Origin of the sequence: Pedomonas sp. V897, assembly GCF_051304405.1 — a bacterium.
Lineage (GTDB): Bacteria > Pseudomonadota > Alphaproteobacteria > Sphingomonadales > Sphingomonadaceae > Pedomonas.
Genome location: NZ_JBPPGG010000003.1, coordinates 168,347 through 191,267 on the forward strand (window position 1 = coordinate 168,347; position 22,921 = coordinate 191,267).

The following is a 22,921-nucleotide window of genomic DNA, read 5'->3' on the forward strand; positions in this document are numbered from 1 at the left end:
TCTGAGAGGTGCGCCCTGAGGGCGGGAATGGGCCAAAAACAGTCAGGCGAGGAGCGCCTGGGCCCCTCGCCTGACAGTGTGCGGACGGCTCCTGTCCGCCAGGAATGGATATCCCCCTTGAAGAAGGGGATCAGATCTCGGTTGCAGACCGGTAGGGCGTGATCAGTTCCGCGGACCCCATGAAGAACGAGGACATGTCGAACGCATCGCTCATGACCATGTCCGCCGTGCCTGCCCGCTTCTTCAGTTCCGCCTCGACCGCCGCGCAGTCATCACAGTCCAGTTCATAAATGGCCAGATACTGCCAACGTCCACCCGTGCGCATACGGAACCGCTCGGCACCAATGACGCCCGGGACGCGGAGAACGTCGGGCAAATGGACCTTGTCGTACCATTCATTGAATTCATCATCACGCCCGTCCCGAGGGTTCGACAGGACGAGCATCTTGAAACGTGCCATCGGTACCTCCTACAGAGCCATGGTCTTGCCGCTGGCAGCGGCCTGCTCGATTGCCTGGAGCAATTTGTGCCGAACCACGGCCTCATTGAACGTGGTGGCTGTGCGCGTTCCCTCCCGCAGATCGTTGGAAAGGAGACGATAGCTTTGCGCAACGTTGAGGGCGGGATTGGAAAAGCCACCCGGCACCCAGCGATGTTCCGCCGGAACATCGAGAGGCGCCAGGGTGCGCTCCTCGCCGAAGGCCCCGCTCAGCGAGACATCGGCCATCTGCACGTGGCCGATTGACGCCTCCATCCGAAGCTCGCCCTTGGTGCCGTTGATCTTCCAGACAAAATTCGGCCCCCGCGAGGATCCGCCCTCGTAATGCACCACGGCGACAGCACCGCTCTCAAGCCTGCCGGTCACCACCAGCTGGTCGGGCGAATTCACTTTCTGGAGAAACTCGCCGGTCTCAATCAGGCGGACGGCGGGAATACGCGTCGCGGTCAGGGCAGAGACCTCGCGGAACTCTCCCAGGCAATAGCACATCGCATCGATGGCGTGACCAAAGGGAATGGTCAGAAGCGTCGCGCCGTTCTTGCCGTCAAGCAGGTAGGCATTGGGCCGGTTGACCCAGTCGCCCCACATGATGCCGGTTGCATGGATATGGGAGGACAGCAGATCGCCAATCAGGCCGGACCTCACCATTTCCCGAACATAACGGATCTGGGGCGCGCAGCGGGCCTGAAGGCCGATCACCCCGAGCCGTTCCGCCTTGCGGACAAGGGCGGCCATTTCCTCCGCCTCGGCGACACCATTGCCGAGCGGCCACTCGCAATAGACATGCTTCCCGGCCGCGACGGCGGCGCGGACAATCTCCAGGTGATGCGGAACCTTCACCGTCACGGCGACCACATCCACATCCGGGCAATTGGCCAGATCCCCGGCTGAGGCAAAGGCCCGATCCTCCGGGAGGCCGATGTCCGCAGCGGCAGCCAGGGCACTTTCCCGGCGCGTTGTGGCCACGGCGGTGATCTCGAACTCGGGGAGACTTCGCAGCGCCGGCACATGGGCCAGGGCGGCCCAGCTTCGACCGACCTCATACCCGACCAGACCAACGCGAATTTTGCCTCCCGACATGCCTGCATCCCCTCACTGCAAACCGACCGTCGCCCTCAACGCCTGTTCAGACGTTCGGGGAAACCGGGCTTCTTGCGAGGCCGGCCCCCGGACACTTCCACTGGCGTTCGCCGACGGAATTCCTCACCATCCGCAAATGGCTACATAATGCTTCTGAGCGTGCGCCGCGCCAAGGGATTCTCCTGAGCCTTCAGACAGCCGCAGGCTGGGGCAAGTCCCCATTCCACAAAAGGCAATGCCGTAGTGCTTCCCCCGGCTCGTTGCGGGCAGCTGGTCTGTGATGGAAATGTGCCGTACCAGGTCGCCCTAAATCAGCCCCGGGCGCCCGGAAGTTCTGGCAGGATTGTGCTGTCTGATCGCACCAGCAATGAGAGCAGATGGCATGAAACGGGACTATGAGACGATCGTGTTCGATTCCAGCGACGGAATCGCCGTCATTACCTTGAACCGGCCGGAGGTCATGAATGCCATCAATCAGCAGATGGTGGAGGAACTCCTGGCCGCATTTGACCAGGCGGAAAATGATCCCGATGTCCGGGTCATCATCCTGACCGGAAGCGGCACGCGTGCTTTCTGCGCCGGTGCCGATGTGAGCGGCGGAAGCGCCACATTCGACTATGCCAAACGCCCGGCTGCCGCACGCCCCACACTGGCGGCCGACGGCACCTATCGGGACGCCGGAGGACGCGTGGCTTTGCGCATCTACAATTGCCTCAAGCCGGTCATCGCCGCCATCAACGGCGCAGCGGCGGGCGCTGGTGCGACCATCATCCTGCCGGCCGATATCCGCATTGCGTCGGATACCGCGCGCTTTGCCTATGTCTTCGGCCGTCGCGGGATCGTCCCTGAATCCGCCTCGTCGTGGTTCCTGCCCCGGATCGTCGGGTTGCAAACAGCGCTGCAATGGTGCCTGACCGGCAGGATCGTGCCCGCAAGCGAGGCGCTGGCCCGCAATCTGGTGTGGGAACTTTGCACGCCGGATACGTTGTTGGACCGGGCCAAGGTCCTGGCCCGGGAAATCGCCGACAACATCGCACCGGTATCGGCGGCGCTGATCCGCCAGATGCTCTGGCGCCTCTCCGCCGCCGATCACCCGATGGCGGCCCACAAGGTGGACAGCCGGCTTATTCACGAGATCGGCCGGGGGCCGGATGCGCAGGAGGGCATCGCCGCGTTTATCGAGAAACGCCCTCCCCACTTTCCCGGCCGGGTGCCGGAGGATCTGCCCCGGGCCTTCCCCTGGTGGGAGGACCCCAGTTTTTCCTGAGGTCCACCCCCACCCTCAGCGGTACTTCTCGGGGATCGGAATGTTGAAGGCGCGTGCCGCATTCAGGCCGACGATCTTGGCGCGGGTGCTTTCCTTGAGCCCGTTGCCAAGCGTGCGATACAGCGCCTCGGCCGAGTGCGGCCAGCTGCCCTCGTGGTGCGGGTAGTCATTGGCCCACATCAGGTTGTCCTCGAGCCCGAACTCCTCCACCAGCGCAATCGCCGCCTTGTCTTCGCCAAACGAGGCGAAGCAGTTGGTGCGATAGTATTCGCTCGGAAGCTGCCGCAGCTTGGGACGCACCCAGAAGTGATGCTTGAGATAGGCCTCGTCCATCTTCTGCAGCATCCACGGCACCCAGCCGGCATCGGCTTCAATGGTGGCGGCCCGCAACTTGGGGAAGCGCTCGAACACGCCCGATGCGCACATGTTCACGATGGGCTCGATCGTGGGCGACAGCGAGTGACAGACATAGTTGATGATCGCGCCGCCATTGCCACGCGCCGCACGGGGATCGCGACCCGTCGAGACATGGTAGGTGATGGCCAGGTCATGGTCCTGAATCGCCGCCCACATGCGATCGAACACCGGCAGGTTATAGTTGATGTGCGACACATCGTGCGGGCCGAAGATGGGCTTGTTGGGCAGGGTCAGCACCCGGTAGCCGAGCTTGGCGACACGTTCGATTTCCTCAACCGCAAGGTCGATATCGGCCGTGCACAGGGCCGCCACCGGGCTGCACCGGTCGATGTAGGGCCCGCAGACCTCCATCGCCCAGTCGTTCCACACCCGCGCCTGCGCCGCGACCATCTCGTTGTTGTTGCTGGACCACATCAACAGCGCGGCACCGTTGGGAAAGATGATCTCCGCGTCCACCCCGTCGAGTTCCTGGTCCTCGATCCGCTTGAGCCCGGTCACGATGGCGCCGGACTGATCCTTGGCGTTGAGATCGGCACCGGATTTGGAGCGGATCAAATCCTCACCTTCCAGCGGCGCGTCGATCAGGCGCTCCGGGCGGGCCCCCGGCATGATGATGTACCGATCTCCGTTTTCCCGCTTCTCGATCCGGGGAAGCAGATCGTGGAACTTCTTGTCCATGCGCTCATGAAAAAGGGTGGGCGGGGGTGTCAGGTGCGTATCGACCGAAACCATGAAGTATTTGTTCGGCCCGGGGCGGACATCCTTCTCCCAACCTTCGACGGTCGGCGCTTCGAGACGCCACAGGTTCTCCTTGTTCACAACGATCTCTTGCCGGGCAATCATGCCTCCCTCCCTCGGAAATGACCTTACCGTCCCAAGGGGTGACGCAACTGGTGCCGTCCATCAAACGCTAAGTTTAGGCAGTTCGTTGAAAGAATTTGAACAAAAGAGGGGCAGCGCAGCCTCCTGCCCTGCCCCTTGTTACCCGGCGTTTTCCGTTCGCCTTATTGCCCGGTAAAGACCGGTTTCCGCTTTTCCCGGAACGCGGCGACGCCCTCGGCAAAGTCTTTTGTATTGCCGGCTTCCCTCTGGCTCTGGCGTTCCAGCTCCAGTGCAGCCGCGAAATTCGATTCAAGGCCCGCCCGGATCGCTTGCCGGATCAGGTCGTAGGCCCGGGTCGGCCCCGCCGCGAACCGGGTTGCGATCGCCTCGGCCCGCGCGGCGAGTTCGTCGTCCTCGACCATTTCGTAGATCAATCCCCAGGCCGCCGCCTTTTCCGCCGGGATGCGTTCGCCCAGCAGCATCATTCCACTGGCCCGGCCCACACCGACAAGGCGTGGCAGCCACCATGTGCTGCCCGCGTCCGGAATGAGGCCAATGTTGACGAACGCCTGAAGAAAATAGGCTGACCGCGCCGCCACCACCACATCGGCAGCCAGCGCCAGCATGCAGCCAGCCCCCACCACCGGCCCATGAAGGGCGGAGACAATCGGCACCGGCAGGGCAAACAGGCGCTGCATGATGGGATTGTAATAGTCTTCCAGCACAGCGCCGGCATCGAACCCCGGAGATCCCACTGGCGAGGAACCACCCGACAGGTCCGCACCGCTCGAGAAGCCCTTCCCTTCCCCGCTCAGCAGGAGAACCCGGGCCTCGGCGGATCCAGCAATCAGGTCCAGGGCCGTCCTGAACTCGCCCAGGAGAGTGCGATTGAGCGCATTCAGGGTCTCGGGGCGGTTCAGGCGAATGCGTGCGATGCCGCCCTCGATTGAGAACAGGATAGTTTCGAACTGCATGGTCGGCTCGTCCAAGTTTCAGATCCCCTTGCTTTACGTTGCAGCCCGGCAGGGAGGGAGGGACGCGAGGCCCGGATGGAACCAGCGTGCACGTTTCACTGCACCGGCAGGCAAACGGGCCCGCACCGCCATTGATACACTGCTGTGACGGACTGGGGAAATCCTGGACGAGCCCCACCGGAAACTGTGGCAGGAGACTGTGGATGTCTGAGCGAATTGATGCAGCGCCGGCCAGCGTGCCGGAGACTCCGGTCTCCCGCAATTGGCGGACCATTCTGGCCTGTGCGGTTGCATTCAACTTCCCCATGGGCTTTGCCTTTGGCTCGTTCAGCCCGCTGGTCGCCACCAACGAGCTTGCGGTGGGCGCAGACCGGGCCTCGATCTCGTTCGGAATGAGCTGCATCGTCACGGCAATCGGGCTTTCTTCCCTGTTCCTCGGCTCTGTGGTGCAACGGCTGTCCCCCCGGCTCGTGATCGGCGCGGGATTTGCTCTGTGCGCGGCCGCCTATGCGGTTCTCGGCGTGACGTCATCGCTCTCGATTCTGCTTGCGATGTACACGGTGATCGGCGTGGGGTGCGGGCTTGCCTCCATTCTCGGCCCCGTAATCGTTATCGCCCGGCAATTTCCCGGGCGCAGCGGGCAGATCCTCGGCATTGTCAACACCCCGGTGGTGCTGTTCGCCACACCCTATCTTGTGGCGCTGGTCCTGCCGCACATCGGTCGCGAGGCCCTTTATCTTTTCATGGCCGTTCTTCTCGTGGCGCTGCTGCCCTTGCTCCTCCTGTTGCCCGGCGCCACCGCACCGGCAAGCCAGCAGGGGGCAGCGCAAAAGCCCGCGCAGGCCGTGCCCGCGCGGCAGATTCTCGGCCGAGTTGACTTCTGGCAGGTGTCACTGGCCATCGGCGTGATTGCCGGGACGGGCACCGCCTTCAACATCCACGCCGTGCCATTTGCCCAGGCGCGGGGCCTTGACGCCGCAACCGCGGCAATGATGCTCTCCGTCTACTCAGGGGCCGGCATTTTCGGGAATGTTATCCTCGGCACTCTGGCAGACAGGATCGGGCCCATTGCCACGTTCAGCCTGTCGGCCCTCGTCCAGGTGCTGGCCTGGGCATCGCTTGCCCTCGGCCCGGTATCACTGCTGTTTCCGCTCTCCTTCCTGCTCGGGCTGGCGGTGGTGCCCATCACCACACTGCATGGCGCGGCAATGACACGGATGTTCGGGCTGAACGGGCTGGGCCAGGCCATGGGTTACAGCTACGCGGTCAAGCTGCCTTTCCTGTTCTGCCTGGGGCCCATCGTCGGCGCGGCCTATCTTGCCTTCGCCGATTACCGCTTCGCCTTCCTCGGGGCGGCGGCAATGCTCTGTGTCGCCACGCTCCTCTTTGCAATTGCTGCCCGCCGCCACAAGGCGTGACGCGGGGGCGGCGCTGGCGCTGGATGGTCCATGCGGCCGAGGTCTACTCGCCGCATCCGGCCCTCATGATTCCCGCGTCAGATCGCGCGGCGGCCGGTCGAGTTTGAGAGGACGGTGATAGGAAATGTCGGTGCGGTCCTGCGTGCCCTGAAGAAATATCGAGGCATCAAAATTGGCCTGACCAGGGCTGACCTCCGCATTCCATTCGACCAGACAGGCCCGGTCTGCCACAGCCCACCGCCCGTCCCGCTTGGCGAAGCGATCCACATAGCGGCCGCCGACCATATCGCAGGTGCCGTCAGCGCGCTTCAGAACCGCCACGAAATAGGACTCGCAATGGGCGGTGTCCCCGTCGAGGTCGATGACCTGATTGGTAATGTAATGCTGGTGCGACACCCAATGGGCGGAATGCACCCGGTTGGCGTATTCCACAAAATCTTCGGGGCTGCCAATGAACGCACCATGATCATCCTTTGCGTCCGGATGATAGGCCGCAAGCATCAGCTCACGGTCGTGCCGGTCAATCCCGCGGGTATAGCGCAGCGACGCCTCACGGATCGCTTCCTTCTCCAGAAGATCGCGGAGTGCGGCCAGATCAACGTCCACAGCATGCCCTCCCTGCAAGCGAGTGGCACCGCACCGGCATCGTGGCTGTTCACGACACCCGGATCATTGCGTGCGGTAGCAGAACAGGTTCAACGCCACAGAGCGCACAAGTTCGTCATGCTGATTGAACAGCAGGTTCTCGCCGAGGAGGAAATACCCCTCGCCCAGCCGGGTCTTCCTGAGCGGGCTACAGGTCAGCAACCGCTGCTCGGTGCGGAGCGTGTCCCCGACGCCGAGCGGGCGATAGAACTTGAATGTGGCCTCGGTGACGACCGTCTCGGGGCAGTCGGGCGGCGGGAACGGAACGCCGCCCTTGATGATTTCCTGGCGCAGGGCGCTCAGCAACTCCATGCCCTTCAGCCCCTGGCGAATGGGGGCCGGAACCTCGGCTCCAGGCTTGCGGTAGCCCAGGCCAACGTTGAGCGATGAGCCCGCACCGTAGAACAGGCCGGTTGGCGGCGCGATGATCCGGCCAAAGGGCGAAGCGGCCGCATAGTCCGCGTCCCAATAGAGGGGGTTCCAGTCCTCGAGCGCTTCGCACCAGAGATGGATGTCGCTCTGAAGCAGTGGTTCCCGCGGCTCCCAGTTGCCGACGCGCACCTTGCCGAGCATGGCCCGCGCGAACTCCGGCATGTCCTCGTTGGGCGGGACCGTTTCATCCGCACTGCGCTCCCGGGCAATGCGGGGGAGCTGGCCGGTTGAAAAGGGCATCTCCAGCGTGGCGGTTGCGCTGACGGCAGTCGCAACCGAACCGGTCGCAATATTCAGATCGACGAGATCGACCAGATAGCTGCCATCGTCGCCGCGGTACTTGCGCCCGACCTTGCCCGAGACGGTCAGCACATCATCGCGAAGGCACTGCGCCGTCATACGGTAGGTGAGCCGCCGCAGCACGCTCCCCGGCCCTGACCAGTCGGTAATAAGACGGGTCAGGAGCCCGCCCACATGCGGGGTGGAGATGAAGGATGCCTTCGCGCCGACGGCCTGCGCATAGCGGTCATCGTGGTGCACGTAGTCATAAAGACCGGTCGCGCGCACGAAAGCGACCAGACGCAGCAGGCTGAGCTCATAGTCGAAGGGCGGCAGCGTGTCGCCCTCTGACACGTCTTCCCACATGAGCGAGGGATAGCGGTTGGTGGTCATGCTGCGTCCTCCCTATGCGCAAGCCGCAGTCTGAGAAAATCAGCCGTGCTTTCCAAACCAGAGGATTGCCGTTCACGGGCAAGGCGTGCGCCCCAGTAGGACTCCGAACCAAAGGCGAGCTGCCATTGCTTGAGGCGGCGGGTGTAGAGTTGCAGATCGAACTCCTCGGTCGCGCCGATTGCACCGTGGACAGCGTGAGAAATGGCACAGACGGTATGCGAGGCTTCATTTGCCCGGCACTTGCCCGTGGCAACGCGGGCGAGGTCGAATTCCGTGCCGACGAAGGCAATGCGCGTGGCCACCTGCGTCGAGATCACCTGTTCCGCCAGAACAGCGATCTGCTGCTGGATCGCCTGGAACTTGCCGATTGCTCGGCCGAACTGCTGGCGATCCGATGCATGACGCAGCGTCATGTCGAGAATGCGCGCCATGGCCCCCGCCATCTGGGCACTGGTCGTCGCAGCAGCGGCCAGCAAAAGCGGCTCGCCCCCCGCCGGGGCCGACCAGACCGTCTCTCCGTAGGCAAGGGCGGTCGCGCTCCCCGTGTGGAAAACGTCATCCCCTTCGGCCGACGCCTCGACCAGCATGAGGGCGCCGTCCCGTTCGATCAGCGCGTGGGTCGCGTAGCGCGCACCCGGAATGAGCGCGCTGCCCGGCGCCAGCACCACAATCGCCTCATCCGGCACCGTGCCGCCGCGCGCGCTGACCAGACCGCGCGCCACCATGGTCTCGCCGAACGGCAGCGGGACGGCATGTTCGCCGAGCACCATCAGCAGCGGAAACAACTGCTGCAGGCCAAGGCCCGCACCGCCTGCCGCCTCCGGCATAAGCGCGTCCAGAAATCCTGACTGGACCAGGTCCTGCCACATCGATTGCGCCGCGTCGCCACGCTCGACCGCGCGGACCGCTTCCGGGGTCGATATGTCCGCAATGTGACGCCGGAAGGCATCCACCAGAACATCGTTGTTGTCGGTCATCGTAACCCCAGACTCTTGGCGATCATTCCGCGAAGGATCTCGCGCGTCCCTCCCCGAAGGGAGAACACATGATTGAGCTGCATCAGATAGGCGAGTGTGCGCAGCAGCTCGGGATCGGGCGTCCTGTCAGGGGCAGCCGCAACGGCATCGGCGATCTCGGACGGAATGGTCTGCTCAAACTCGGTTCCCAGATCCTTGAACAGAGCCGCCTCGGTGAGCGGCGACTGGCCAGCCGCCAGAAGCCCGGTGATCGCCACCGACATTTCGCGCAGAGGCGCAAGACGGGCCGTCAGGCGGCCGAGACGCGCGGCATCCTCAGGGCTCGCGTTCTCCCCGAGCAGGCTGGCCCAAAGGTCGAGGAGGACGAGACTGGAATAGAGCCGCTCGGGCCCGCTGCGCTCGAACGCCAGCTCGGCGTTGACCTGGGCCCAGCCATTCCCTTCCGTCCCGACCAGCGCATCCTCGGGAAGCAGCACATTGTCAAAGAAGACCTCATTGAAGTCCGCGTCACCGGTGCCAAGCGCGATGGGACGCACCGTGACACCCGGCAGGGACAGATCGACCAGGAACTGGGACAGGCCCGCGTGCCGATCCTGCGGCGTGCCCGACGTCCGCACCAGCGCAATCATGTAGTGGGCCTTGTGGGCGTACGTCGTCCAGATCTTCTGGCCGTTGAGCCGCCAGCCGCCCTCCACCCGTTCGGCCCGCGTGCGGACACTGGCCAGATCGGACCCGGAGTTGGGCTCGCTCATGCCGATGCAGAAGAACAGCTCGCCCCGGCAGATGCGCGGCAGGAAAAAGCGGCGCTGCTCTTCCGTGCCATAGTGCAGGATGAGAGGCGCGCTCTGCCGATCGCCGATCCAGTGGGCGGCCACCGGCGCCCCGTAAGCCAGCAACTCCTCGACCAGCACGAACCGGCTGAACGGGTCGAGACCCGGCCCGCCATATTCTCTGGGCACGGTAACCCCGACCCAACCCCGCGCCGCCATGGCGCGGCTGAAATCTGCATCAAAACCCGACCATGTGCGGGCGCGGCGGTGCGGAGGAATATGGCCCGCATGCTCAGCGATAAAGGCCTTGACCTCTTGCCGCAGCGCTTCCGCATGTGGCGGGATGATTGTGGGCGGAAAATTATGAACGTTTAAAGCCACACCGATCCCCGCAATGGACTGGCCGTGAACCGGCCCCGACACCCTGCGCTATAATGCAGGTGCGTGTCCCCCTCCTGCAGCCGGGCTAGCCTGCAACGGAAGCCAGCACTTGGGGGCCCCGGGATTCGACCTCGCGCAGTTTTGCCGCAACCGCGCCGATGTCCTGAAGCGCGCGCAACATGTCGTTGAGATGGGTGCAACCGCGCGTGCCCGACAGCAACTCGATCACCAGCTTCCGAAACTCGAGCCCGCTCCGCCCAATGAGCGCCTTTGCGGACTCCGGCCCCGCAAGGCAGGTGCGATAGGGCAGAACCCGCGGTGTCGCCTCGATCGAGCGCAGGCGCAGTTCGTCGTCATCGTCGAAGGTCGCCAGGAGCGAATATTCATGGAAGATGCGGCGGAGATCCGTGCGGTCAGGCAGGACCGAGCTGTCCTGAAACCACGCATCAACCACAAGCCGGCCATCCTCGCGGAAGACATCCATGCGCCGCAGGCGCCAGCAATTCGGCCCGGCGGTCTGCACGAACTCATGCCATTGCCACGGGTCATCGTCGGAGAACGGAGGCGGGAAGAACGGATGTTCGGCAATCGCCTCGTTGTTCAACCCCTCTGGCGTCATCGCCTCCGAACCCGGCGTGTAGGAGAGGCACAGCCCTTCCACCGGCCAGTGAAAGCTGATCAGCTCTCCGCTCTCCTTGCTGTAGCCTTCAACGCCGCCCGGCCAGTCATACCAGGCCGACGGAGACATGAAGGCGGCACCCGCCATGTCATCCAGCAGGCGATGAAGAAGCGTGTTCGCCTCCCCTTCCTGAGGAATCTGCGCAGCCATCGCCTTGCGGATCGGTCCGCCCGGCGCGAGGCCGGCGAAACCGGCAAGAATATCCCGGTGCTGGCTGCCATCGAGCGAGACGATCTGGCGTTTGGCGTTGAGGCGGGCGTCAATCCAGGCGTCGTCCACCACCTCCACCTGATCCGCCGTCGCTCGCGTATAGAGATCCCGGGCGCGCCCGGCCATGACGGCAGGCGCCGCACCGCCGCCGGGCCAGTACGTCTGATGGGAACTGGTCCGTCGCAGCGAGTAGGGCCGGCGCGGCGGCGGAGCACCTGCGGTCTGGTTGGATAGAACGAACTGAACAGCCATCACATCTCTCCCTGCACCGGGCAGGATAAAACTGCGCAATGCCCGGTGGTCTTAAGATAGTTTCTGGCCGTCAGCTTTCATTCGCGAAGTTCGCCGAGCTTATTGAATCATTTTGAACGATCGCACCGAGTTCGTTGCGCAGCCAACGCGCAAAGGCGCGCCCCAGGCGCATATTGCCCCGCTCGCTGACCACCACACCCAGGCTTGGCAGCACAGGGCTCTCGAAGGACAGCGGCCGCACCAGCCGCCCCTCCCTGAGAAAATTGCTGATCAGAGTGGGGTTGGCCAAAGCCACCCCCAGGCCGGCAGCGGCAGCACGATACAGCATCGTGTGGTTGTCGCAGGCCAGGGCCGGAGACGGCTGTTCAACGTCGATTCCGGCGGCACGAAACCATGTCTTCCACACGTTGATCGAAGGAATCGTATCGATAAGCGGCAGATTCAGCAGGTCGTGAGGACTCTCTATGGTGTGGCGAGCCAGAAAATCAGGGCTGCACACCGGCGTAACCACGATATCAAGGAGCGGCTCTGCACCATCCCGCAGGGAAGAAGGCGAAAGCGGAACGATTGCCACATCGTTTCCCGCAGCCCGGCGACGCCCGGAGAGCAACTCTATGCGCGTCAGCGGGTGGTCATTCAGAAAACTGTCAAGGCGGGGCACGATGATGAGATCGTGAATGATGGCAGGAGCCGCAACACGGAGCACGGGCCGGGCCAAAGCCTTGCGCGTGTCGGTCGTTGCTTCCGCAAGGGAAGCCAGCCCGGGCTGCAACCGGTCGAGAAAGGCGCGTCCTTCCTCCGTCAGCCGCAGTCGACGCTGACTGCGGTCAAACAACTTGACCCCCAGTTCATCTTCCAGCGCCTGAATGCGATAACTGATGGCCGAAACGGTCACGTTCAGCCGCTCGGACGCGAGCCGCAGGTTCAGCAACTCGGCAACGCAAACGAACGTCTCGATGCCACGCAGAGAGGGTAAGCGGCCAGCCATGCCCGATTCTATATGCCGGCATACGCACAACCGCAACTGCGGGCCTGTTTACCCCGGCACCCACATTTTCTATGACACCCATACAGGCGCGTCCCACAGGCATGGGCAATCCCCATCGCCAGGGCATTTTCCGTGGCCACGACCCGGCTTCAGGCGAGAAATTTGCCTGCAAGTGAACTCTACCCGCTTTCATTTCCATATGAGACAATCGGGACTGCGGAGACAGACAAGCCCAGCCTTCTCGATAATGAGCAAGCAGTGATAGCCTCATAGCGTCTTGGGAGAGAAAGCATATCGAGAGCTGCACCGACTTATGAGGACGATCTCCTGCAGACCTACACAACCGTTGCAGGCCTGAGAGCAGGAGCCTTTCCGGCTCTACCAGCATCTGTCGGACCTGTCTGTGCAGCCCTGCCGAATGCTGTCGCCTTTTGAGAATAACACGAGACCGCGCCGCGCAAATGCAGGCCTGGAGGACAAAATGAACGACATCTCCACCGAAATCTCGAAGGAAGTCGAGAACGACATCACCAAATATGGCAACAAGAAATACGTTCGCGCTGTCTTCGGCAGGCAGTTCGAGGACATGCCGCAGTACGTTGATTATCTCGCCCGCGCCGGGGAGAAAATCCCTGATACGGTTGCAGAGCGCGGCACGCATCGCCCCAATTGCCGGCCCTTGCCCTACAAATATTACATCGACCCGAAATACGTCGATGAGGAAGTTGAAAAGATCTGGATGAAATGCTGGCAGGTCGCCTGCCGCGTCGAAGACATCCCGAACGTCGGCGATCGCGTTGCCTACGATGTCGGCCCCCTGTCGTTCCTCGTCGTTCGCACTTCGGAGACGAGCTTCAAGGCCTTCTGGAACAGCTGCCGGCACCGCGCACGCCGCCTGTGCGGCGACACGCCCGAATCCGGCGACATGATTCAGTGCCCCTTCCACGCATGGAGTTACGGGCTGGACGGCAAGCTCATCTGGGTGCCGCGCGAGGAGGAATTCCCTGGCATCCAGCTTGAAAAGGTCGGCCTGCGCCCGGTGCAGTGCGACACCTGGGGCGGCAACGTCTTCATCAACCCGGATCTGAATGCGCCGCCGCTGAGCGAAGCGCTCGGCGTTATGCCCAGGCACTTCCGTGATTGCCCGCAGGAAAACCGCTACACGGCAATCCGCATCAAGAAGAAGGTCAAGATCAACTGGAAGTCGGGGCTGGAGGCGTTCCTCGAAGGATACCACGTCCTCACCACCCATCCGTCCGGGATGCCGATTTTCGGCTCCACCTACACGCAAACCGACTGCTGGGACGACGGCAAGTCTGCGGTCAGCCGCCTGATCACCCCTGCCCTCGTCCCGGACGGCTGGGTGCAGAACGAAGTCAGCCCGCGGCTCTCGCTTGAGCTGTTCTGCAATACGTATGGTCTGCCCTTCCCGCCGCCCGAGCGGGGCACGACCGTGGCCGATGCGCGCGAATACGCCGCGCAGAAGACTGCCGAAAAGTACCTCCAGACGCTCGGCATCGACTTCCGCGACCGGTCGATTTCCTATCTGGTCGACATGCACCAGTGGTTCATGTTCCCGGCATTCTTCCCCTGGTGGGGTGAAGGTCTGCCCTGGTGGTACAACTTCACGCCGCTCGGCAACAGCCCGGACGAATGCGTCATGGAAATCCGTCTGCTCCAGCCCCTTCCGGCGGATGGTTCGGCGCCTCCGACCGCCAAGACGGTGTGGATCGATTTCAACGAAAAGGGCCGCGATTACCCGGAGACGGGCCAGGTCGGCTACATCATGGACGAGGACATGGAGAACATGGAGGAAGTCCACAGGGGCATGAAGGCGACGGATCCCCGCGTGGCGCGTCCGCTCCTTGCGACCGAGCAGGAGATCCGCATCCGCCACTTCCATGAAGCCTACATGCGGGCCATGGGCATCTCCGACTAACAGCACCTGAAGCCTCGCAGCGCTGGCTCCCGGCCATGGCTTGGGACCAGCGCTGCATCTTTTCTTGACCATACCGGCAAAGCCGCCCGGGCTGTCTGGCCAACCGCCCGAGAATCGATCAACCTCCTGAACAACTGGAACTTTCTGATGCCTGCATCAGATCGGACGAATGGAGGAAAAGTTGGCCACCGACCTTGTGCAACTGGTAAAGGACGCCTACGCCTCGATGCTCGAGCGTGGCGACATTGAGGGCTTCCTGGATTTCTTTGCCGAAGATGGAGCCCTTCTGGAAGCGGACACCCTGCCCTACGGTGGTCGGCATGTCGGACGCGATGCGATCCGTTCAGCACTGCACAAGATGGCAGGCTCGTTCAGCAATTTTTCCTTCCAGCCCGAGGTCTTCACCACCGCGGATGAGTGGGTGGTCGTCTATGGCACGTTTACGGCGACGGCCCGGAATTCGGGCAAGACCGCCTCATTCAAGCTGGCCGAGGCTGTTCACATCGTCGATGGCAAGATCAAGCTGATCAACCCGGTGTATGGCGACACGGCCGCGATCCTCGAAATCCTGCGCTGACGCATCGTCAATCGATGATCTGCATTTTAGGGAGGCGGTAGCATGATCAAGATCATTTATTTCCTGAAGCGGAAAGAGGGCATCACGCCGGAGCAGTTCCGCACCCACTATGAAAACAGCCATGTTCTTCTGGCCAAGAAATACATCGGCCATCTGCTGAAGAGCTATGTCCGCAACTATCCGACCTTTGCCCTGCTCAATCCCAGCAACATCCCGGAAGGGACAGAGCCGGTGCCCTATGACATCGGGTACGACTGCATTACCGAGATGGTCGTTGGCGGCCAGGCCGACGTCGAGGAAATGAAGCGCATTTTCAACGATCCCGAGATCAACCCGATTCTCGTTGAAGACGAACTCAAGTTCCTTGATCGCGACAAGACGGTCATGATTGTGGTGGATGTTGTCAACACGGGGACCCGGGAATGAGCCACGCTTCCCCCAATTCTGTGTCGACGTTTCGCCCCGGCATCCGGGATTCGGTCCTCAATCTTCTGGCACGGGCCACAAGCGCTCATCCCGACCGTGAATTCGTTGTGGTTGACGGCCAGCCCCTGACCTATGGCGAGCTGGACCGCCTGTCCAACGCCATGGCCCACAAGCTGGCGGAGCTGGGCGTAAGTGCGGGCAAGTGCGTCGTCACCCTGCTTGATTCAAGCACGGATGTATTTGTCTGCTGGTTTGCGATCAACAAGCTGGGCGCCATCTGGGTGCCGATCAACACCGCCTATCGCGGTGAATTTCTCCGGCACCAGGTGCACGACACCGAAGCGGAAGTCGTCATCAGCGACCCGCACTATCTCGAACGGTTCGTGCAGATTGCCGACGGCATTCCCTGCGTCAAAATCATTCTGTGCCGGAACCTGACGGAGACGCCTGACTGCCACATCCCGATCCGCTCTCTGGATGAGTACCGCGGCAACGACACCTCGCCGACCGGCATCGAGGTCAAGCCGAGCGATCTTGCCGCATTGCTCTATACGTCGGGAACAACCGGCCCCTCGAAGGGCTGCATGATCTCGCACAACTATCTGGCAGCCGTGGGCCGGATCAACCGCCGCCATACCATCCTCGAAGAGGGGCAGACGCTCTTTACCTGTCTCCCCCTGTTCCATGCCGCCGCCCTTTCGGCCGCGATCGCGGTGATGAGCGATGCCTCCCGCATTGCCATCTCCAGCCAGTTCTCGGTCCGGCGCTTCTGGGAGGATATCGAGGCGTCTGGGGCCGTCTCGGCGCTTCTCATGGCGTCAATCTTTCAGCTTGTGGCACAGGCGCCCGATTGTGACGCCGCAAAACGCTGCTATGGCCAGCTGAAGATGATCTTCGGTTTCCCGATCACGCCGGAAGTCCGAAAGATCTGGCGGGAGCGGTTTGGCGTCCCGCTGGCGTCGAGCTGGTCCTATGGTCAGACCGAGGCCATCCGCATCACCGCCGTTCCCATCGGCGAGACGCCGCCCGAGACCTGTGCCGGTCGTGTGGTCGATGAATACGAGTTGATGATCTTCGACGAGAACGATCAGCCGGTCCCGGAAGGAACCGTTGGCCAGATCGTCGTGCGCCCGCGCGAGGCGAACGTGATGTTCGAGGGGTACTGGAAACGCCCGGCGGAAACGGTGGCAGTCTGGAAGAACATGTGGATGCACACCGGCGACCTGGGAAAACTGGTCAATGGCTACCTGTTCTTTGCGGACCGCGCGAAGGATTACCTCCGCTCACGGGGCGAGAACGTCTCCAGTTTCGAACTGGAGCGCGCCTTCAGCGCCCACCCCGACATTGCGGAGGTTGCGGTTCATGCGGTCGGCGCACAGACCGGCGAAGACGACATCAAGGTCACGGTCGTTCTGCGCGAAGGCGCGGCCCTGACCGAGCGGGAGCTCTGCCTCTGGTCGATCGATAACCTGCCGCACTTCGCGGTCCCCCGTTACTACGAGTTCCGTTCTGAACTGCCGAAGAATCCGACGGGTCGGGTTCTGAAGTATCAGCTGCGGGCTGAGGGGGTCACGGCCGGCACATGGGACCGGGAAGCCGCCGGCATCCAGGTCCGTCGTCGCAAGTTGACAGTGGCCGCAAGCTAAACCGCGGCCCAACCAAAATCTGAGGGGAGAACGCATGCGTGCGTGGATGATCGATGGCCAGACTGGGCCCGGCGCGCTCAAACTGGTCGAAGTAGACAAGCCGGTCCCAACCGGGTCGGAAATCCTGGTGAAGATTACGGCGCCGGGCGTGGTGCCGTTCGATGTGGCCATTATCAACGACCAGAACGAACCCAATTTCCCGCAATGCAACCTGCCCCTGATCCCGGGTAACCAGGGGGCCGGCATCGTTGAGGATGCGGGCAACTCCACCCGCTTCAAGGCTGGAGACCGGGTGATGTTCGGCGCGTTTCCTTACGGCTTCATGCGCGCCGGAAGCTGGGCGGAATACTGCACGGTTGAGGAAATCCATGCCTGGAAGATCCCGGACAGCGTTTCGGACGGTGCCGCCGCGCAGGCCGCCGTTGCCTATCCGACCGCTTACCGGGCCCTCATGGAAGCCGGGTTCAAGCCCGGCATGACCGTCCTGGCGCCGGGCATTGGCGGATCGGTCGGCAACGCCGCCTATCAGCTCGCCCGCGCCCTCGGTGCCGCCAACGTGATCAGCACCACAAGCTCCACCGCCAAGGCCGAGCAGGCCCGCGCGGCAGGCTTCACCAATGTGATCGACCTGTCGAAGCAGTCCATGCAGGAAGGCGTCCATGCGCTCAACGGCGGCGAAGGCGTGGACATTGTGATCGACTCCCTCGGCGGCCAGATCCTTGCCGAGGCGGCCAAATGCATCAAGCGCTACAGCAAGATGATCTGCCTGGGCTTTGCGGCGGGACGCCAGTCGACCATTACGCTTGCGGACCTCATCCTGTACCGGGGCAGCATCCAGGGTTACGGTGTGTATACCTGCACCCCGGAGGAATGGGCTGACGCTTGGACGGTGTTCACCCGTCTGGCGGACGAGGGCAGCATCAAGCCGCTGTTCGCCCGCAGCTTCCCCTTCGACCAGGCACCTCAAGCGCTGGAATACGTGGAAAAGGCGCGGCCCTTCGGCGCCGTTGCGCTCACGATGCCAGAATAATCCGCTCCTCCGGGAGATCGCTGCCTCAGGCGCCGGCCGAACGTTCGGCCGACGCCGCATTTTTTCAGGCCAATGCCGAAAACAATTTGGGGAGCGAGGCCCGGAATGGCTGGCCTCGCTCCCCAGTGAATCAACAACTCTTAAATACCAGTTCCGGCCTTCACCGCAAAAGGGACCGGCAGAACGCCTGACCCGGCCTCAGGCGGTAAACCCGCCGTCCACGACATGCGTGCTGCCGGTGACAAAGCTGCTCATGTCGCTGGCGAGGTAAAGCACCGAATTGGCGATTTCCTCGGCCTTGCCGTGCCGTCCAAGCGGAATCATCGAGTTCATGAGAGCGGTCGCATCGCCACCGCCCATCATCGGGCTGAATGAATCTTCGATATGGGTCTGGAAAGCGTTGTCGACAGGCCCCGGATGAATGGAATTCACCCGAATACCCCGCCCCGCCAGTTCCTTCGCCAGCGACCGCATGAACCCGATCTGGGCGTGCTTGGCCGTGCAGTAAGCATAGATGCCCGGGCTGCCGCCGAGACCGGCCACGCTCGAATTGATGATGATCGAGCCCCCCTGCCCCATGTGCGGCAAGGCGTATTTGCACCCGAGAAACGTGCCCCGCACATGAACCCGGAATGCCAGGTCAAGGCCGTCGTCGGGATAGTCCTCGATCCCTGCGATCGAGCCGGAAATACCGGCATTGCAGAACAGGACGTCAATGCGTCCCCAACGCGATACCGCAGCATCAATATAGGCCCTGGTCTGAGCCACATCCCCAACGTCCGCAGCGCAGGTCGCAACGCGATCGGCAGGGAGACCCTCGGCTGCGCGAGCGAGGTCTGCCTCGCTCAGATCAACCAGCAGAACCTTCGCCCCCTCCGCCAGGAACTTCCTGGCCGTTGCAAGCCCGATGCTGCCCGCACCGCCAGTGATAATGCAGCTCTTGCCCTCCAGCATCCCCATGCCTCTCTCCTCCCCATGATTTTGGCATTATGCGCCGGTTTCCGGTAGATCCAGCGTGATTTGAGCCGCAATCCTGTCCCGCAGCTGTTCGGGCGTGCCATGCAGCAGCTCGTTCATCAGCGCCCGCTTGAGGAACAGGTGGCAGTTGAACTCCCACGTAAAGCCGACGCCGCCGTGGAGCTGCACCGCGTCCTCGGCAACCTGCCGGAACACATCCGTTGCAAGGACCCGGGCTTGCGTGGCCAGCAGCGACCAATTGCCGGAGCGGGACGCGAACATCTGCGCGGCGTGATTGGCCAGCGACCGGGCCAGCTCGACAGCAACCTTGAGGTCGGCCGCGCGGTGCTTCAACGCCTGGAACGAGGCGATGGGGCGGCCGAACTGCTGCCGCCCAAGCATGTACGTGACCGTCTCATCCAGACACTGTTGAGACGCCCCGACGCAGTCCAGAGCGAGCGCCAGTTCGCAGTGCGCCCGGGCGGTGATGGCGGCGTCTTGCGACAGGACCAGGCCGTCCGCCACGTTATCCAGAATGACTTCAACGTAACCCCGGCCAAGATCCCAGGTCTCGACCGGCTTCACCGTCAGCCCCGTCACTCCAACCGGGATGAGCCGCGCCTCCCTTGCGTCGTGTGTTACCACGAGAAAATGGGTCGCGTTCTCGTCGGCGGGGACCACCGGCAGCGACGCTTTGCCGATGCTTTGGCCCTCGGGCAGCATGACAAACGCAATGCGCGTTCCGCCCTCCAGAACACCGGCGACACCCTCACGCGCCGCGTCTGAACCATCGACCAGGAGCGCATCGATCGCCGCCATGGTCCCCGACAGCCAGATCGGCGCCAGACTGCGGCCCAGCTCCTCATAGATCGGTGCCAGCGCGACAAAGCTCTGACCAAGCCCGCCCAGGTCTTCGGGCGCGGTGAGCATGAACCATCCCTGCTCGGCAGCGATGCGGTCAAGCTCCTCTGTCTTGCGCCCATTTCCGATCCATGGAGAACGCCGCTCAATCTTGTCCGCAAGCAGCCGCTGCGTCGTCGAGCGCAATTCACTCAGGTCAATCATGTCCACAGGCATTGTGTTCATGACAACCGCTCCTTCGGCATGTTGAGCACACGTTCTGCAACGATGTTGCGCTGGATCTCGTTGCTGCCGCCGGCAATGTTGTACTGGTAGCTGTTCAGGAAATCGAACATCCAGTTGCCGGTTTCATAGCCTGCGCCCAGCACATAGCTGGTCTCCCGCATGGCGGGGAGACCCCGCAGCCTCAACCCGAGCGACGTGAAGTCCCGCGAGAGACGCGAATAGGCAAGCTTGATAATAGAGGCATCGCCCAACGCCTCGTTGCCAGCAATGCGGTTCGCCATGAAGTTGACAAGTATGGCACGCAGAGCCTCAATCCGTGTGGCGATATCAGCCACGCTGCGCGCAAGGCCGGGATCAATGGCGGAAAGATCTCCCGAACCTCCCGTTGCCGCATCCACCAGCCGCCACAGGGACTGGGCCATGCGCTCGGTCAGTTCCACGAGAGTCAGGCCGCGTTCCGACGCCAGCGTGACCTGCGCGACGCGCCATCCCTCATTTTCCTTGCCGACCACGTTTTCGACCGGGATTTCCACCTCATCGAGGAAAATTTCCGCGAATTCCTCGTCCCCGGTCACCTGCCGAATTGGGCGGACATCGACGCCCTTGGACTTCATATCCATCAGCAGGAACGTGATGCCGGCCTGCTTGGGTCCGCTGGAGTCCGTGCGCACGAGCAGCAGGCACTGGTCAGCGAATTGACCCAGTGTCGACCAGATCTTCTGGCCGGATACGATATAGCGATCCCCCTTGCGGACCGCGCGGGTTCTCAGGCTGGCAAGGTCGGAACCGGCGCCCGGCTCGGAGAAACCCTGACACCAGATTTCGCCGTTCAGAATGGCCGGCAGATGCTTTGCCCGCTGCGCCTCGGTTCCGCACTCGATGAGCGTCATGGCCGCATGATACAGCGACACAAAATAGAGGATCATGCGCGGCGCGCCCGCACGGGCCAGCTCCTCGAAGATCGCGATCTGTTCGGCGAGCGACCGCCCGCCGCCCGGCCATTCCTTGGGCCAGTGCGGAATGGCATAGCCAGCCTTCACCAGGCGGCCAAACCACTCCTTCTGCATGGCGAGGAAGCCGGGAATATCATCGCCGCGCTGACGATCACGCCAGTCCTTCGGAAGATTTGTCCGAAGCCACTCGCGGATTTCGCTGCGCAGTGCCTGAATCTTTTCCTGCTCGCTCATGTCTCCGTCCTCGCCTGCCTATTGCCCGGTGAAACGAGCGGGTCGTTTTTCCAGAAAGGCGTCAACCGCTTCAGCGTGATCGTTGGTCGTATGGCAAAGGGCCTGAGCGGCCGCCGATGCTTCGAGGATGGCGGAAAGCGAGGAGAGCCGGCTCTCACGGATCAACCGCTTGGTCATGCGGACCGCATAGGGAGGATTGGCCGCAATCCGCGCTGCCAGGGCGCGCGCCTCGGTCATGAGCTGATCGTGCGGCACCACCTTCGAGACGAGACCGCATGAAAGCGCCTCGGCGGCATCGAGCATATCGCCGGTAAAGGCCAATTCGCTCGCCTTCGACCAGCCGACGACCCGGGGCAGCAACCAGGCGCCACCATCCCCCGGCACGATCCCCATCTTGACGAAGCTCTCCGCGAACCGCGCTTTTTCGGATGCGATCCGAACGTCGCACATGCAGGCGAGATCGCAACCGGCGCCAATCGCAGGGCCATTGACGGCCGCGATGACCGGAACCTCGATAGACTCGAACAAGCGCGGCAACCGCTGGATGCCGTTGCGATAATTGCGCCGCGTCACCGGCGGGAGGGGGTCATTCAGCCCCCCTCCAACCTTCATCGACGCGATATCCCCCCCGCTCGAGAACGCGCTTCCCGCACCGGTAATGATGACAACCCGGTTAGCGATGTCGGCATCCGCCTCCTCGATTGCAGCGCACAAGGCCTCAATCATGGCGGGATCCGACACGGGATTACGCATCTCCGGACGGTTCAGCGTCAGTGTCAGGATCCCCTGATCGAACTCACGAAGGAGGATCTCGCTCATCTCGGCGGCATCCTGATAGCGCCATCGATACGGATCGTCTCGCCGTTCAACATCGCATTGTCGATGATGTGGCAGGCCAGTTTGGCAAACTCGGCCGGATGGCCCAGCCGTTTGGGGTGGGGAACCGCCGCGGCCAGCGCCTCGCGCACCTCCGGCTTGACGTTTTTCAGGATCGGGGTGTCGAAGGTGCCCGGCGCGATGGTGCAGACCCGGATCTTGTGGCTGGCCAGGTCACGCGCCGCCACGATCGTCATGCCGACGATACCGGCCTTAGCCGATGCATAGGGGATTTGCCCGATCTGGCCCTCGAAAGCGGCGACCGAGGCGGTCATGACCACCACGCCGCGTTCGCCGTCGACGGGCTCGTTTTTGGCCATCCGGGCCGCACCCAGGCGCAGCACGTTGAAACTGCCGATCAGGTTGATCCGCACCACGGTTTCATAGGTCTCAAGCGACCCCGGGTTCCCGTCGCGGTCGACGACACGAATGGGACCGCCCCGTCCGGCGCAATGGACCACCGCCCGCAGGGTGCCCATTTCCTCAGCCGCGTCGAAAACGGCATTCATCTGGTCCGTGTTCGTCACGTCGGCCGGCACAAAGCGCACCATGGGGCCAAGGTCACGGGCGACGGCCTCACCGTCCGAGGTCGGCAGGTCCGCAATCACGACCTTGCCCCCGGCCTTGACGATCTGCTCCACTGTCGCGCGACCCAGACCCGACGCACCGCCGGTGACGACCGCTACGGCTCCTTCAATATTCATTTTTACGTTC

22 protein-coding genes are annotated in these 22,921 nt (G+C 62.9%); 7 read left to right on the forward strand and 15 right to left on the reverse strand.

What is annotated here, in order from left to right; all coding sequences use genetic code 11:
• Positions 1 to 130 precede the first annotated feature (130 nt).
• Complete coding sequence (locus tag ACSJJU_RS09775) at positions 131 to 460, reverse strand: hypothetical protein (RefSeq protein WP_435915208.1); 330 nt, start codon at positions 458 to 460, stop codon at positions 131 to 133.
• A 9-nt stretch (positions 461 to 469) separates the two neighbouring features.
• Complete coding sequence (locus tag ACSJJU_RS09780) at positions 470 to 1,579, reverse strand: Gfo/Idh/MocA family protein (RefSeq protein WP_435915209.1); 1,110 nt, start codon at positions 1,577 to 1,579, stop codon at positions 470 to 472.
• A 382-nt stretch (positions 1,580 to 1,961) separates the two neighbouring features.
• On the opposite strand from ACSJJU_RS09780, the gene ACSJJU_RS09785 reads away from it, so the two are divergent.
• A complete protein-coding gene (locus tag ACSJJU_RS09785) occupies positions 1,962 to 2,846 on the forward strand; it encodes an enoyl-CoA hydratase-related protein (RefSeq protein ID WP_435915435.1) in 885 nt (294 codons plus the stop codon).
• A gap of 15 nt (positions 2,847 to 2,861) precedes the next feature.
• Here ACSJJU_RS09785 and ACSJJU_RS09790 read toward each other — a convergent pair whose 3' ends face one another.
• Together ACSJJU_RS09790 and ACSJJU_RS09795 are read right to left on the reverse strand one after the other, a co-directional pair.
• A complete protein-coding gene (locus ACSJJU_RS09790; protein ID WP_435915210.1) occupies positions 2,862 to 4,106 on the reverse strand; it encodes an amidohydrolase family protein in 1,245 nt (414 codons plus the stop codon).
• A 161-nt stretch (positions 4,107 to 4,267) separates the two neighbouring features.
• Positions 4,268 to 5,074, reverse strand: a complete 807-nt coding sequence (locus tag ACSJJU_RS09795) for an enoyl-CoA hydratase-related protein (protein WP_435915211.1) — start codon at positions 5,072 to 5,074, stop codon at positions 4,268 to 4,270.
• 188 nt (positions 5,075 to 5,262) lie between these two features.
• Here ACSJJU_RS09795 and ACSJJU_RS09800 point away from each other — a divergent pair, with 188 nt between their 5' ends.
• Positions 5,263 to 6,477, forward strand: coding sequence for an MFS transporter (locus ACSJJU_RS09800; protein WP_435915212.1), 1,215 nt, complete (start codon positions 5,263 to 5,265; stop codon positions 6,475 to 6,477).
• Positions 6,478 to 6,540: 63 nt separating this feature from the next.
• On the opposite strand, the gene ACSJJU_RS09805 is transcribed toward ACSJJU_RS09800, so the two are convergent.
• The 6 genes from ACSJJU_RS09805 to ACSJJU_RS09830 form a co-directional block, all read right to left on the reverse strand.
• Positions 6,541 to 7,083 carry a nuclear transport factor 2 family protein gene (locus tag ACSJJU_RS09805; protein WP_435915214.1) on the reverse strand — a complete coding sequence of 181 codons (543 nt, stop codon included), beginning with the start codon at positions 7,081 to 7,083 and terminating at the stop codon, positions 6,541 to 6,543.
• Positions 7,084 to 7,146: 63 nt separating this feature from the next.
• Positions 7,147 to 8,226 (reverse strand): FAS1-like dehydratase domain-containing protein, encoded by a 1,080-nt coding sequence (locus ACSJJU_RS09810; RefSeq protein ID WP_435915215.1) that lies wholly within the window; start codon positions 8,224 to 8,226, stop codon positions 7,147 to 7,149.
• Positions 8,223 to 9,203 carry an acyl-CoA dehydrogenase family protein gene (locus tag ACSJJU_RS09815; protein ID WP_435915216.1) on the reverse strand — a complete coding sequence of 327 codons (981 nt, stop codon included), beginning with the start codon at positions 9,201 to 9,203 and terminating at the stop codon, positions 8,223 to 8,225. Before ACSJJU_RS09815 ends, ACSJJU_RS09810 begins: the two co-directional genes overlap by 4 nt.
• Entirely contained in the window at positions 9,200 to 10,354 is a 1,155-nt protein-coding gene (locus ACSJJU_RS09820; protein ID WP_435915219.1) for an acyl-CoA dehydrogenase family protein, read from the reverse strand. Before ACSJJU_RS09820 ends, ACSJJU_RS09815 begins: the two co-directional genes overlap by 4 nt.
• Before the next feature lie 85 nt (positions 10,355 to 10,439).
• Positions 10,440 to 11,495, reverse strand: a complete 1,056-nt coding sequence (locus ACSJJU_RS09825; RefSeq protein WP_435915220.1) for a DUF2889 domain-containing protein — start codon at positions 11,493 to 11,495, stop codon at positions 10,440 to 10,442.
• A 70-nt stretch (positions 11,496 to 11,565) separates the two neighbouring features.
• Positions 11,566 to 12,483, reverse strand: coding sequence for a LysR substrate-binding domain-containing protein (locus ACSJJU_RS09830; protein ID WP_435915221.1), 918 nt, complete (start codon positions 12,481 to 12,483; stop codon positions 11,566 to 11,568).
• A 481-nt stretch (positions 12,484 to 12,964) separates the two neighbouring features.
• Between ACSJJU_RS09830 and ACSJJU_RS09835 the strand changes: the two genes are divergently transcribed.
• From ACSJJU_RS09835 to ACSJJU_RS09855, 5 genes are all read left to right on the forward strand, one after another.
• Entirely contained in the window at positions 12,965 to 14,422 is a 1,458-nt protein-coding gene (locus ACSJJU_RS09835; RefSeq protein WP_435915222.1) for an aromatic ring-hydroxylating oxygenase subunit alpha, read from the forward strand.
• Between the two features lie 181 nt (positions 14,423 to 14,603).
• The gene (locus ACSJJU_RS09840) at positions 14,604 to 14,999 is read left to right on the forward strand and encodes a nuclear transport factor 2 family protein (protein WP_435915223.1); all 396 of its coding nucleotides are present in this window, start codon (positions 14,604 to 14,606) and stop codon (positions 14,997 to 14,999) included.
• A gap of 42 nt (positions 15,000 to 15,041) precedes the next feature.
• Positions 15,042 to 15,425, forward strand: coding sequence for an EthD domain-containing protein (locus tag ACSJJU_RS09845; RefSeq protein ID WP_435915224.1), 384 nt, complete (start codon positions 15,042 to 15,044; stop codon positions 15,423 to 15,425).
• On the forward strand, positions 15,422 to 17,071 hold the full coding sequence (locus tag ACSJJU_RS09850) for an AMP-binding protein (RefSeq protein WP_435915225.1): 1,650 nt from the start codon (positions 15,422 to 15,424) through the stop codon (positions 17,069 to 17,071). The genes ACSJJU_RS09845 and ACSJJU_RS09850 overlap by 4 nt, the downstream gene beginning before the upstream one ends.
• Before the next feature lie 34 nt (positions 17,072 to 17,105).
• Entirely contained in the window at positions 17,106 to 18,101 is a 996-nt protein-coding gene (locus tag ACSJJU_RS09855; RefSeq protein ID WP_435915226.1) for a quinone oxidoreductase family protein, read from the forward strand.
• Between the two features lie 198 nt (positions 18,102 to 18,299).
• Here ACSJJU_RS09855 and ACSJJU_RS09860 read toward each other — a convergent pair whose 3' ends face one another.
• From ACSJJU_RS09860 to ACSJJU_RS09880, 5 genes are read right to left on the reverse strand one after another with little or no spacing between them, the layout of a single operon-like run.
• A complete protein-coding gene (locus ACSJJU_RS09860) occupies positions 18,300 to 19,061 on the reverse strand; it encodes an SDR family NAD(P)-dependent oxidoreductase (protein WP_435915227.1) in 762 nt (253 codons plus the stop codon).
• Positions 19,062 to 19,088: 27 nt separating this feature from the next.
• Positions 19,089 to 20,144, reverse strand: a complete 1,056-nt coding sequence (locus ACSJJU_RS09865) for an acyl-CoA dehydrogenase family protein (RefSeq protein ID WP_435915228.1) — start codon at positions 20,142 to 20,144, stop codon at positions 19,089 to 19,091.
• Complete coding sequence (locus ACSJJU_RS09870) at positions 20,141 to 21,331, reverse strand: acyl-CoA dehydrogenase family protein (protein WP_435915230.1); 1,191 nt, start codon at positions 21,329 to 21,331, stop codon at positions 20,141 to 20,143. Before ACSJJU_RS09870 ends, ACSJJU_RS09865 begins: the two co-directional genes overlap by 4 nt.
• A gap of 18 nt (positions 21,332 to 21,349) precedes the next feature.
• Positions 21,350 to 22,150: a crotonase/enoyl-CoA hydratase family protein gene (locus ACSJJU_RS09875; RefSeq protein ID WP_435915232.1), complete on the reverse strand. Its 801-nt coding sequence runs from the start codon at positions 22,148 to 22,150 to the stop codon at positions 21,350 to 21,352.
• A complete protein-coding gene (locus tag ACSJJU_RS09880; RefSeq protein WP_435915233.1) occupies positions 22,147 to 22,911 on the reverse strand; it encodes an SDR family NAD(P)-dependent oxidoreductase in 765 nt (254 codons plus the stop codon). The genes ACSJJU_RS09875 and ACSJJU_RS09880 overlap by 4 nt, the downstream gene beginning before the upstream one ends.
• Between the last annotated feature and the right edge of the window lie 10 nt (positions 22,912 to 22,921).